The 12,312-nt window shown below is 58.2% G+C and carries 11 protein-coding genes; 9 read left to right on the plus strand and 2 right to left on the minus strand.

Going from position 1 to position 12,312, the window contains the following annotated elements; translation table 11 throughout:
- Nucleotides 1-251: 251 nt before the first annotated feature.
- The 6 genes from EQG79_RS23525 to EQG79_RS23550 all read left to right on the plus strand — a co-directional run bounded on the left by EQG79_RS23525 (nucleotide 252) and on the right by EQG79_RS23550 (nucleotide 8,246).
- Nucleotides 252-3,413 carry an efflux RND transporter permease subunit gene (locus tag EQG79_RS23525; RefSeq protein ID WP_129604714.1) on the plus strand — a complete coding sequence of 1,054 codons (3,162 nt, stop codon included), beginning with the start codon at nucleotides 252-254 and terminating at the stop codon, nucleotides 3,411-3,413.
- Nucleotides 3,413-3,724: a DUF952 domain-containing protein gene (locus EQG79_RS23530; RefSeq protein ID WP_077922186.1), complete on the plus strand. Its 312-nt coding sequence runs from the start codon at nucleotides 3,413-3,415 to the stop codon at nucleotides 3,722-3,724. The genes EQG79_RS23525 and EQG79_RS23530 overlap by 1 nt, the downstream gene beginning before the upstream one ends.
- 53 nt (nucleotides 3,725-3,777) lie before the next feature.
- Complete coding sequence (locus EQG79_RS23535) at nucleotides 3,778-4,878, plus strand: efflux RND transporter periplasmic adaptor subunit (protein ID WP_129604717.1); 1,101 nt, start codon at nucleotides 3,778-3,780, stop codon at nucleotides 4,876-4,878.
- On the plus strand, nucleotides 4,875-6,347 hold the full coding sequence (locus tag EQG79_RS23540; RefSeq protein WP_077922184.1) for a TolC family protein: 1,473 nt from the start codon (nucleotides 4,875-4,877) through the stop codon (nucleotides 6,345-6,347). Before EQG79_RS23535 ends, EQG79_RS23540 begins: the two co-directional genes overlap by 4 nt.
- Nucleotides 6,348-6,489: 142 nt before the next feature.
- Nucleotides 6,490-7,566, plus strand: a complete 1,077-nt coding sequence (locus EQG79_RS23545; protein WP_077922183.1) for a mannose-1-phosphate guanylyltransferase — start codon at nucleotides 6,490-6,492, stop codon at nucleotides 7,564-7,566.
- A 116-nt stretch (nucleotides 7,567-7,682) separates the two neighbouring features.
- Nucleotides 7,683-8,246 (plus strand): hypothetical protein, encoded by a 564-nt coding sequence (locus EQG79_RS23550; protein ID WP_129604720.1) that lies wholly within the window; start codon nucleotides 7,683-7,685, stop codon nucleotides 8,244-8,246.
- A 3-nt stretch (nucleotides 8,247-8,249) separates the two neighbouring features.
- On the opposite strand, the gene thiL is transcribed toward EQG79_RS23550, so the two are convergent.
- Both thiL and EQG79_RS23560 read right to left on the minus strand, forming a co-directional pair.
- Complete coding sequence (gene thiL, locus EQG79_RS23555) at nucleotides 8,250-9,275, minus strand: thiamine-phosphate kinase (protein WP_129604723.1); 1,026 nt, start codon at nucleotides 9,273-9,275, stop codon at nucleotides 8,250-8,252.
- Nucleotides 9,276-9,350: 75 nt separating this feature from the next.
- The gene (locus EQG79_RS23560) at nucleotides 9,351-9,797 is read right to left on the minus strand and encodes a hypothetical protein (protein ID WP_077922180.1); all 447 of its coding nucleotides are present in this window, start codon (nucleotides 9,795-9,797) and stop codon (nucleotides 9,351-9,353) included.
- A gap of 104 nt (nucleotides 9,798-9,901) precedes the next feature.
- Here EQG79_RS23560 and EQG79_RS23565 point away from each other — a divergent pair, with 104 nt between their 5' ends.
- From EQG79_RS23565 to EQG79_RS23575, 3 genes are all read left to right on the plus strand, one after another.
- Entirely contained in the window at nucleotides 9,902-10,153 is a 252-nt protein-coding gene (locus tag EQG79_RS23565) for a cytochrome b5 domain-containing protein (protein ID WP_077922179.1), read from the plus strand.
- 91 nt (nucleotides 10,154-10,244) lie between these two features.
- Nucleotides 10,245-11,093, plus strand: coding sequence for an N-acetylglucosamine kinase (locus EQG79_RS23570; RefSeq protein WP_129604983.1), 849 nt, complete (start codon nucleotides 10,245-10,247; stop codon nucleotides 11,091-11,093).
- Nucleotides 11,094-11,202: 109 nt separating this feature from the next.
- Nucleotides 11,203-12,273 carry a ferredoxin--NADP reductase gene (locus EQG79_RS23575; protein ID WP_077922178.1) on the plus strand — a complete coding sequence of 357 codons (1,071 nt, stop codon included), beginning with the start codon at nucleotides 11,203-11,205 and terminating at the stop codon, nucleotides 12,271-12,273.
- Nucleotides 12,274-12,312: the final 39 nt, after the last annotated feature.

Consider the following 12,312-nt stretch of genomic DNA (forward strand, 5'->3'; position numbering starts at 1 on the left):
TCACAAAGGTACGGCTCGCGGCTGGTTTCCGCTATTTGCAGGCAATAGTGGTCTACCGCAATTAATTCTTCTGATTGTGCAATTATAAGTGATTGACTTTTAGGGCATATTAGTGCTAACTTGCCCCTTCTCAGCCTACTAGGATAGCTCTTGTCTTTTGTTATTCTAAAAACTGTTCAATTCTACTCATGGTCCTTTGAGTAGAATTAACCGCCTTTTTTTCTTGTAGTGTTCGTATTGCCTGCCTTGCCATGTGGATTGTCCGCTTAGCGTTAGAGAAAAAATATACCATCGCCGTCATGGCGTTGCTGATTCTGATTATGGGCGGTCTGTCGATCGTGCAGATGCCCACAGATATCTTTCCGCGTATAAACATACCCGTTGTATCGGTCCTCTGGGGTTATAACGGCCTGTCTACGAACGAAATGGAGAAGATGGTGACCAACTTCTCCGAAACCTCCATCATCAACAACGTCAGCGACATACAGCGGGTCGAATCGCAAACCTACAACGGTACGGCTGCCATCAAGCTGTACTTTCAGCCCACCGTCAGGATCGAAGAAGCCATTGCGCAGGTGACGGCCATTTCGCAGACGATTCTGACCCGGATGCCGCCCGGTACGCAGCCTCCGCTGATTGTTCGGTATAACGCTACCGATGCGCCGGTGCTGCAGCTGGGCCTGTCGTCGGATAGCCTGACCGAACCGCAGATCACCGACTATGCCCAGACGCGCGTTCGGCCGCAGATCGCCACGGTACAGGGCGCCCGGCTGTCGCAGGCGTTTGGCGGCAAAACCCGGCAGATCATGGTCGATCTGGAGCCGGAGCGCATGATCGCCTACAACGTAACGCCCGAAGAAGTGCTCAACGCGGTCAGCGTTCAGAACCTGACCCTGCCCAGCGGGGCGCTGCGGGTAGCCGACCGCGAATATAACATCCGACTCAACTCCAAACCCGACGCCGTTGCCACGCTCAACGACGTACCGATCAAGGTAGTAGGCGGCACGACCGTGCACATGCGCGATGTAGCCAACGTACACGACGGATCGGCGGTGCAGGCCAACATCGTGAAACAGGACGGCAGCAAAGGGGTACTGATGAGCCTGGTGAAAACCGGTAATGCATCGACCACGCAGATCGTTGACCGCATCCGGAACCAGATTCTGCCTACGGTGCGGGCGGCTGCTCCCCCGGGCCTGCGGATCGAAGAGCTGTTCGATCAGTCGGTGTTTGTGCGGGCCTCTATCCACGGGGTTGTCGTTGAAGGCATTATAGCCGCGCTGCTGACAGCCGCCATGATTCTGCTGTTCCTGGGCAGCTGGCGCAGTACGCTGATCGTGGCGATCTCCATTCCGCTTTCGATCCTTTCGTCGCTGATCGCGCTGTATCTGCTGGGCGAAACGCTCAATATCCAGACCCTGGGCGGGCTGGCGCTGGCCATCGGTATTCTGGTCGACGACGCCACAGTAACGATCGAAAATATTCACCGCAACGAGGAGCTGGGCATGCCGCTTCGCCAGGCTATTCTGGAGGGGGCTCAGCAAATTGCGACGCCCACCCTGGTCTCGACCCTGACGATTTGTATCGTATTCACATCGGTGCTGTTTCTGGAAGGGCCGGCGCGGTTTCTGTTCGGGCCACTGGCCGAGGCCGTCGTCTTTGCCATGCTGGCGTCGTACGTGCTGTCGAGAACGCTCGTTCCCATGCTCGCTGATCTGATGCTGCGGAGCGAAGGCCACAGTGCCGGTCATGCGCCCCGCCCCAACTCGCTGTACGCGCGGTTCAACCGGGGGTTCGACCGGTTTCAGGCCCGGTACATGCGGGCGCTGGAATGGGCGCTGAACAGCCGCCGATCCGTTTTCGTCGTGTTTCTGGGCGTTGTGGCGTTCACCGCCGTCATGGTGCCGTTTGTTGGGCGTGACTTCTTTCCGCGTGTCGATGCCGGTCAGATCAAGCTTCACATGCGGGCGCCGGCCGGTACGCGACTCGAAGCAACCGAGCAGGTGGCGGCCCAGACCGCCGACATCGTTCGCGACATCATTCCGGAAGACGAAGTGGGCTCGATCATCAGCAACATCGGCCTGACCTCCGAGCGGTACAACTTTATCTTTACCGACAACTCGTCGCTCGGCGCGGCCGACGCCGAACTGCTTATCTCGCTGACCGACGACCGCTCGCGCCCGACCGACGAGTACGTGCGTGAACTGCGGAACCGGCTGCGCGACGAGATGCCCGAGGTGACGTATTTCTTCCTGCCTGCCGATATCGTGAGCCAGATTCTGAACTTCGGGCTTACCTCGGCCATTGATGTGCAGGTGTCGGGCTTCGACCGGGTCAACAATCTGCGCGTAGCCCGCGACCTCCGCGATCGGATTGCGCAGGTGCCGGGGGCCGTGGACGTACACCTGCATCAGGTGCTGGACGCGCCCGAACTGTTTCTGGATATTGACCGGGAGCGGGCGGCCCAGTTCGGCCTGACCGAGCAGCGCGTGGCCACAAACATGAACATTTCGCTGAGCGGTTCCGGGCAGACGCGGCCTAACTTCTGGTCCGATCCGGTTACGGGTTTTCCATATATCATTGCCGTACAGACGCCCCCCTACAAACTGGACTCCTACGAGAAACTGCTCCGAACGCCCATCGTGCCGGGGCAGGCCACCGGGTCGGTCAGTCCGCAGCTGCTGAGCAACGTCACGACCGTGAAACGCTCAACCACGCCCGTCATCATTAACCGCGTTAACACCCAGCCGACCTACGACGTTTATGCGGCCGTTGAGCGGACAGACTTGGGGTCGGTGGCCAAGGAACTCAACAAGCTGGCCGCCGAATACCGGGAGCAGCTGAAGCCCGGTAACGTAATTTCCATACGCGGCCAGGTCGAAAGTATGGAAAGCGCCTTTACCCGGCTGGGTTTAGGGATTGTCTTTGCCGCGCTGCTGGTGTACCTGCTGATGGTTGTCAACTTCCAGTCGTTCCGGTATCCGTTCATCATCATTACGGCCCTGCCGGGGGCGTTGTGTGGCATGGTCTGGATGCTGTTCCTGACCGGTACGACCTTCAGCATTCCGTCGCTGATGGGCGCTATCATGAGTGTGGGCGTGGCGACGGCCAATAGTATCCTGCTGGTCAGCTTCGCTAAAGATCACCTGCCCGAAGTAGGGGGCAGCGCCTACGAAGCCGCGCTCGAAGCGGGCCGTACCCGGCTGCGGCCCATCCTGATGACGGCCATAGCCATGATCATCGGGATGCTGCCGATGTCGCTGGGGCTGGGCGAGGGGGGCGAACAGAACGCACCGCTGGGCCGGGCCGTCATTGGCGGGCTGCTGCTGGCTACGTTCACGACGCTGCTGTTCGTGCCGGTCGTATTCAGCTACCTCGCTCGCGAAAAAAATCAAAAACCCCAAAACGCCTGATGATTTACCATGTCGTGACGGCCATGGACTGGACGCGCCAACAGGACGCGCCCGTCTATGAAGCCGCTAGTTTACAGACCGAAGGATTCATTCATCTGTCGACCCGGGAGCAGGTAGCCGGCGTGCTGGAGCGCTATTACCAGAACGTACCGGATCTGTTGCTGCTGCAGGTCGACGAAAGCCGGCTGACCCACGAGCTGAAGTACGAAGCGGCTACGAACAACGAACTATTTCCGCATCTATACGGCCCGCTCAATAAAGAGGCCATCGTATCTATCGATTCAGTAAATAACAACGGCGTTGCCGCATAAACGGCCAGCCCGGTCATGCGGATTCGACGCGTTGTTCCTTTATTTATTAACCTATGAAACTAGTTAAAGTACTTATTCCGCTTGCGCTGCTGATTGCGGTATTCGTGTTTTTCGGCGTGCTGCCCCGCATCCGGAACGCGCAGGAATTAAAGGCCGAGGCCAGTGCCGAACGCAATCGGGAGCCGGTTGTCAACGCCGTTCCGCTGAAACAGGCTTCGGATACCAGTTCGCTAACATTGCCAGGCCAGATTCAGCCGTTCCGCCAAACCCCGCTCTTTGCCCGCACGCAGGGGTTCCTGCGCCGTTGGTACGTCGATATCGGCGCTCAGGTGAAACAGGGTCAGCTGCTGGCTACCATCGATGTGCCCGAGCTGGAGCAGGACATTGCCCGCGCCCAGGCCGATCAGCAGCTGGCGCAGGCCAATCTCGACCGTCTGAAGAGCGTTCAGCTGCCCGGCGCCATCTCGAAGCAGGACATCGATACGCGCCAGTCGGGGGTAGCCGTGGCGCAGGCGAACCTTCGGCGGCTTCAGGCTCTCAAGGCTCTGCAACAGATTCACGCGCCGTTTTCGGGCGTAATTACCAGCCGTAATGCAGAAGTTGGGAATCTGGTATCGCCCGGCTCGGGCCAGCCCCTGTTCACCCTGTCGGAGCTGGGTTCGCTGCGCGTATTCGTCGATGTTCCCCAGACGTATTACCAGTACATGAAAGTAGGCACCCCGGCCACGGTGGTCGTGCCTGAGCTGAAGAACCGGCGGCTGGTCGGCAAAGTGGTCCGGACCTCAGGAACACTGCGAAACGAGTCGCGCACGCTGCTGACCGAGGTACTGATTCCCAATCCGGGGAACGAAATTCCGTCTGGCCTCTACAGTTCGGTGCATTTCGACCTGATTGCGGCCAACGCGCCCGTGCTGATACCCGCCAATGCCCTCCAAATGACTCCGCAGGGACCCCGGGTCGTGATCGTAGGCACCGATCAGCGGGTAAAATTCGTGCCCATTACGCTGGGACGCGACTACGGTACCACGATAGAGGTAACCGATGGACTCACCGGTCAGGAGCGCGTGGTAACGAACCCCAACGATCGGCTACGTGATGGCCAGCGCGTTCGACTTCGTAAGCCTATAGCCGAAAAAACCGTGGCACAACGATGAAAAAACGTATACTTGTCAGTAGCTGGCTGATGGCCTGCGGGCTGGTAGCTGGCGCGCAGACCGTACCACTGAGCGCGCCGGGCGGGGCCGTCACCGTTCAGCCCGGATCTGGCCAGAGTCAGCCATCGGCGCCGGGTACCGGACCTTCGGCATCCGGTACAGCCGCTTCGCAGACGCCTATTCCGGCGCCTTCGGTGCCCGAGTTGTTTGTCAACGGGTTTGGCCGGTTTGCTGATCCGACCCTTGAATCGCTGATTCAGCTGGGGCTAACCAACAGCCCTAACCTGCGGGCGGCACTGAGCCGACTCGAAGAAGCCCGCGTTCGGGTTCGGGTGGCGCAATCGTTCCTGCTGCCATCGATCCGCAGTTCGGCATTGATTACCACGCAAAGCCTGTCGGAACACCGGCCCATCGCTATTCCGACGGCCAGCGAGAGCCTGCCCCGGTTTCAGCTGAATACGTTTCAGCTCTTACCCATCGATGCTACCTATGAACTCGACCTCTTCCGGCGAATTCGCGGGGGCGTTCGGGTGGCTGATTTGCAGGCGCAGGCGTCCGATGCCGATTACCGGGCTTTCCGGCTGTCGCTGGCGTCGGACATTGCCCGAACGTACCTGCTGATTCGGGGTAACGACGCCGAACAGGTGGTATTCCGGCGCAATATCCAGTTTCGGGATACGACCCTCTCTATCATTCGCGAACGGTTTCGGGTCGGGTTGATCAATCAGCTCGACGTACAGCGGGCCGAAACGGATTATGCTGGCCTGCAGGTGACGCTCAAAGGGCTGCAACGCGCCCGGGTCGAACTGGTAAATGGACTGGCTCAGCTGTGCGCTCAGGACCCCGCAACGTTTACCGTAGCCCCCGGCCCGCTTCCCGCCGGCCCACAGTTTCCGTATACGGGCGTATCGATCGAGCAGCTACAGCGTCGGCCCGATCTGCAGGGCTCCGACCGGCAAATTCAGCTGGCCGGGGCGCAGATTGCGGTACAGCAGGCTACTACCCGGCCCCGGGTCAACCTGGTGGGGTCTGGGGGACTGTTGTCCGGCCGGATCGGTGCCTGGCTCGTACCGACGAGCGCCACCTACCTGGTAGGGGTGAACGCATCGGTACCGCTCTACGAGGGCCACCGCAACCGTGAACTCGTTTCGCTCTCGAGACAACAGGCGCAAACCAGTCAGCAGGTATACCAGCAGCAGCTACAGCTGGCCCAGCGAGAAGCCGAAACGGCGCTGGATAACCTGACCCTGCTTCGCGAACAAATCGACCTTCAGAATCAGACCCTTACACTGGCCCGTCGAACCGAGCAGTACAATCGCGAGTTATACCTGAAAGGACTAACGACGTACCTGGATGTACTGGACGCACAACGCACTATTCTGGGGGCCGAGCAGCAACTGGTTCAGCTTCGCAGTCAGGAAGCGCAGTTTATCGTGGCCTTGTTGCGGGCTACCGGTGGCGACTGGTAAATGGACTTCCAGCTATATAGAAATTGGATAGTATATTTACTTAAGGCATATAATCTGTTGATACCATAAACTTTTGCGGAGCAAATCCATAAGATTTGGCAACTTTGTGGCCGCATCACTTCAAGTTGATTTTATCGTTACAATGAATCATACCTATGTCATCATTATGGCGGGGGGCGTCGGGACGCGGTTCTGGCCCTTTAGCCGAACGAGTTACCCGAAGCAGTTCCATGACGTACTTGGTACGGGCCGTACACTGCTCCAGCAAACTGCCGACCGTTTCGACGGTATCTGTCCTTCCGAAAATATTTTCATCGTTACCAGTTCGCTCTACAAAAATCTTTGTCAGCAGCAGCTCCCGCAGCTCTCCGACGATCAGGTCCTGTGCGAACCGATAGCCCGCAATACGGCCCCCTGTATTGCCTACGCCTGCTACAAGATTGCCCAGCGCGACCCCGAAGCCAACATCGTTGTTGCCCCGGCCGATCACATCATTCTGAAACAGGACGATTTTCAGCGGACCATCCGCACGGCCCTGGCGGCTACCCAGGATCAGGACATTCTGGTTACGCTGGGTATTCAGCCCAGCCGTCCGGATACGGGCTACGGCTATATCCAGTACATTCCGGCCGCCAACACCGAGCAGGCGCCGTTGCGGGTAAAAACCTTTACCGAAAAACCCCATCTCGAACTGGCCCGTCAGTTTCTGGAAAGCGGTGAGTTTGTCTGGAACGCCGGTATCTTCGTCTGGAACGTACAGGCGATCATCCGCGCGTTCGAAGCGTACCTGCCCGAGGTGGCCGAAATCTTTGAAGAAGGGCGCAGCGCCTATTATACGGACCACGAAGCCGCTTTTGTCGATAAAGCCTATTCGCTCACCAAGAGCGTTTCGATCGATAACGGCGTGATGGAGAAAGCCGACAACGTATACGTCGTTCTGAGCGATTTCGGCTGGTCGGACCTGGGTACCTGGAAATCGCTGTACGAAGTCTCGGACAAGAACGATGACCTGAACGTGATCGACGGCCACATCATGCTGTACGACACGAAAAACTGCATCATCAAGACCCCGAAAGACCGGCTCGTGGTCGTCAATGGGCTGGATGGCTTCATCGTGGCCGAGTACGACAACGTACTGATGATCTGTCGCAAGGAAGAAGAACAGAAGGTCAAAGCGTTCGTGGCCGATGCCAAAGAACGTGGCGCAGAATTTGTATAGACCCGCCTGAGGCCGGTGCAGAAAAAGGTACGGCTCCGGGTCGTACCTTTTTTGCGTGCTGTAGCGTTATGCCTACGCTGAACAACGTCCGAAAAAGTCCAAACTAGCGTGTTTCTGTGAAAAAACTGTGTGGCATTGCCTTCGTTCTGGTCGTCATTGGGGTCGTGAGCGCCTGTAAAGAAGCGGAGCCGGGATTCTCGCCCGGCGCGGTCGATTCGCGGATTACCGGAACCTGGCGACTGGTCGAACGGCGCTTTCAGAAAGACTCGGCATTTTCGGTGCTTACCACCACGCCCCGGCAGCGACGCGACTCGGTGCTGGTGACGATCAACGGGCAGACCGTCCGGAAAGACACGGTTATCAATTATACCGACACCATCTTTGTCCGGCGCGACACATCGTTCTATACCACCCGGCGTTACCCCGCCCTGCCGCCCCAGACGCTGACTTTCGACCCCGATGGAAAGGTGCTGGCCGAGGGGAGCGAGATGACGTATTTTTATCCGATCCGCTACTTTCGGGTCGACTCTACCTTCGAGGGGCTGGGCGTTAACCTGTACATCTATACCAATCGGGCCAACGTGTCGTTTCGGCAGGGCGTGGCCTTTCAGCGCGACACGCTGACCTTGCTGCCCCGCTGCGACCAGCCCTGCTACCTCAAACTGACCCGCGTGCGGTAACCGCTAAGCCGACTGGCCCCAGCCCTGCGCCCGGATGGGCGTCTGCTGACCGGCTTTGGTAGCCAGTACCACCTGGTTCGGGTCGGCGGTCAGGTACCCAATGGCCGTAATGCGCGCGTTGTTGGCCAGCTTGTCGAACTCCTGCGGCCGAACCGTAAACAACAGTTCGTAGTCTTCACCCCCGTTCAGAGCCGCCGTTACCGGGCTGATCTTGAACTCGTCGGCAGCCAGGTGCGTCTGGTCATCGATGGGTAGGTTCTCATCAAAAAGTACGGCTCCCGTTCCTGACTGGCGGCAGATGTGTAGTAGTTCAGAAGCCAGACCGGTCGAAATATCGATCATGGCCGTGGGGCGGATGCCGAGGTCGTTCAGTTCGTGAACAACGTCGGTGCGGGCATCGGGCCGCAGCTGCCGCTGTACCAGATAGGCGCGCTCTTCGGAAAGATTCGGCTGCATGTTGGGGTCGGCCAGAAACACCTGTTTTTCGCGTTCGAGGAGCTGCAGACCCAGATAAGCCGCGCCCAGGTCGCCGGTTACGCAGACGACATCGTTGGGCTGCGCCGTATGGCGGTAAGTGATTTTATCTTTGGCTACCTTGCCCAAAACCGACACCGACAGGATCAGGCCCGACCGCGAGGCTGTGGTGTCGCCCCCCACCAGATCGACGTTGTAGGCCGTACAGGCCGCCCGGATGCCTTCGTACAGTTCATCGACCGCTTCGACCGGGAACCGGCTGCTGAGGCCCACGCCGATGGTTAGCTGAAGAGGCAGGCCGTTCATGGCCGCAATATCCGATACGGCAAAGGTTACGGCTTTGTAGCCAAGGTGCTTGAGCGGTACGTAGGTCAGGTCGAAATGAATGCCTTCTACCAGCAGTTCGGTTGCCAGCAGCCCGTAGCTATCACCCCAGTCGAAAACGGCCGCATCGTCGCCAATGCCGCGTACGGTTTCGGGATGGGCCGGGGCCGGGGTTGCCTGTCGGATATGATCGATCAGCCCAACCTGGCCCAGTGTATTAAGATCCGTCATGAGAAAAATAAATAAAAAAAAGCCGTTCCGCTTGACCTACGGAACGGCTTAACGCACAAAATGGTTTGCGAATGCTTAGGGGTTCGACAGCGTATAGGTGTTGGTCGAACCACCGGTTTTCTGACTGGTCGTAGTCCGCGTCAGCGTAACGCTGTTGTCGTTCAGGTTACTGATTTTGAATTCAATGGTACCATTGGTACCGGTCGGGGCAGGGGTTAGGGTAGTCAGTACAAGGCGATCATCAGCGGGCACAGAATACTGGCCGGTAAACGTATTGCCATCGAACTCGGTGTAGGTAACGGTAGGCGCTTTACTCAAGTCAAGCCGGTATCTGGCATAATCGCGGACGTTGGCCGTGCCGCCTTTGGTGTATACAGTTGCCGTATTCTCATCGACCTTCTGGGCGGTCCAGACTTTGGCAATACGCTCGGAAACCGGAGCTACTTTCTTGCCACCACAGCCTGTTAACAGACCCAGCAGGGTTAATGCCGAGAAAAAAGCAAGTACAGTATTCTTTTTCATAGTGATGATTAACGTAGGAATCACAATTGGCTAAAGTTACGCTAATTTTGTTTTCACGTGCAAAAACTGTGCTCAATTATTACTCTGTTTGACTATACGGATACATGACCACTGAAAACCGGGCCGGGCTACCGGTATTCAGCCGCTCACAGCTGGCCCTGCGCAACGGACAGGACCGTCCTGAAATCTGGTGCGCCTACAACGGACTGATCTACGATGTGTCGGCATCGAGGCTGTGGCGCAACGGAAAACATTACGAACACTGGGCGGGTCAGGACCTCTCGGCCGAACTGGCCGACGCCCCCCATGCCGAGTGGGTCTTTGATCGTTTCCCGATAATCGGAGCGCTTGCTTGACGACTCATTCGATTTAGCAGACCGCTCATGTGGCCCCCGAAAACAGTTTTTCAACAACGGTGGCCCGTACCTGAAACCATTTACTACCTTGATTACACTGATTGCAGATAGCGGAGCGACCAAGACCGACTGGCGGCTGGTCAGCGCCGACGGCCAGAGCCGCTCATTACCGACCGACGGCATTAGCCCGTATTACCAGTCCACCGAGCAGATTACCGACACCCTCCGTGCCCAGCTGCTGCCCCAGCTCGATGATGTCGTGGTAAACCGGATCTATTTTTACGGAACAGGCTGCATCAGTCCGGCGGTCAACCAGCGCGTTGCTGATGCGCTGCGGGCCGCCCTGCCGGCGCTCAATACCGTAGACGTTAACAGCGACATGCTGGGCGCGGCTCGCGGAGCCTCGGGCCACGAGCCGGGTATTGTCTGCATTCTGGGTACCGGCTCGAATGCCTGCTGCTACGACGGGCAGGATATAACCCACGGTATTCAGTCGCTGGGATTCTGGCTGGGCGACGAGGGGAGCGGTGGATACCTGGGCAAAACCCTTGTCCGGGAGGTTTTTCAGGAGCAACTGCCTGCTGAACTGCGCGACGCGTTTCAGGCCCGCTACGCCCTGGATCGGGCCACCCTGCTCGAAAACGCCTATCGAAAGCCGTACCCGAACCGGTATTTTGCGGGCTTTACTCCGTTCCTGTCCGAAAACATCGCGCATCCACATATCGTTGGTCTGGTGACCGATGCGTTCAGGCTGTTTCTGACAACCTATGTTCGGCGGTTTCCGGAGGCTGATCAGTGGCCCGTACACTTTGTGGGGTCCATAGCGCACTACTTTGCCGGGCCGTTGCAGGAAGCTGTCGGGCAAACCGGTCTGACGATGGGACGAATACTGAAAGCACCCGCCGAACGGCTTGTCGAGTACCATCAAAAGGCGGTGTGACGTACCTTTGTGGAATGAAGTTGACACACGGACGCGTCTGGACAGCTCAAAGCCGGCGCTGGCTTTGAGCAGGCGGGTTGACGGGTGTTCATGAACAACCTGAATACGAATGGCAGCACGATATTTTTTGAAAGTTAAAGAGGTCATCCGGGAAACCCCCGACGCCGTAACCCTTACCTTCTGGCATCCCATCAACGAAGAGGTTCGCTACCAGCCGGGCCAGTTTCTGACGTTTTTGCTGACGGTCAACGGTCAGAAGGTACGCCGGTCGTACTCGATGGCTTCCTCGCCCCATGTCGATGTGTCGCTGGCGGTGTCGGTTAAGCGGGTACCGGGTGGGCTGGTTTCCAACTACCTCTGCGACCGCATCCGCCCCGGCGATGTGCTCGAAACGCTGGAGCCGATGGGTACGTTTGTGCCGAAGCTCGACGCGCAAAACCGCCGGACCCTGATCCTGATCGGCGCTGGCAGTGGGATTACCCCCCTGTTTTCGATGGCCAAGTCTACGCTGCACGTGGAGCCCAACACCCGCGTCTGGCTGATCTACGGGAACCGAAACCAGTCGTCGATCATCTACAAAAGTCATCTGGACGCTATGGAGCAGGCCTATGGCTCGTCGCGTTTTCAGGTAACCCACGTACTGAGCCAGCCCGACTACGGCTGGAGCGGGGCCGAAGGCCGACTCAACCAGCACATGCTGACCCGCCTGCTGGAGCAGCTACCCGCGGCTGACCGGCAAAACGCGAGTGTGTACCTCTGCGGTCCGGATGGGATGATGGCCGAAGCCCGTTCGGCGCTGGCCCTGGTTGGCGTGTCGACCGATCGGGTACATAAAGAAAGCTACATCAGTGCGCCCGTACCGGCGGGTGACGTGGTCGAGGAGCCGCTCACCGCCGGCGACGAAGGCTCGCCCGAGGTAACGGTTCTGTACGAAGGCAGCGAATACAAGTTTGCCGTAGCGCCCCACCAGACCATTCTGGAAGCGGCTCTGGAGCTGGATATCGATCTGCCGTATTCATGTCAGGCGGGTATGTGTACGGCCTGTCTGGGTCGTTGCACGTCGGGTAAGGTAAAGCTCGACGAAGAAGACGGCCTGTCTGAGTCGGAACTCAAGGCGGGATACGTACTGACGTGCGTGGCTCACCCCGTTGGCCGCGATGTCGTTATCGAAATCGAGTAATCGTCGGGGCGTACTCTGCTGTGAAGCCGATACAAAAGC

This window comes from Spirosoma sordidisoli (assembly GCF_004138325.1).
GTDB lineage: Bacteria > Bacteroidota > Bacteroidia > Cytophagales > Spirosomataceae > Spirosoma > Spirosoma sordidisoli.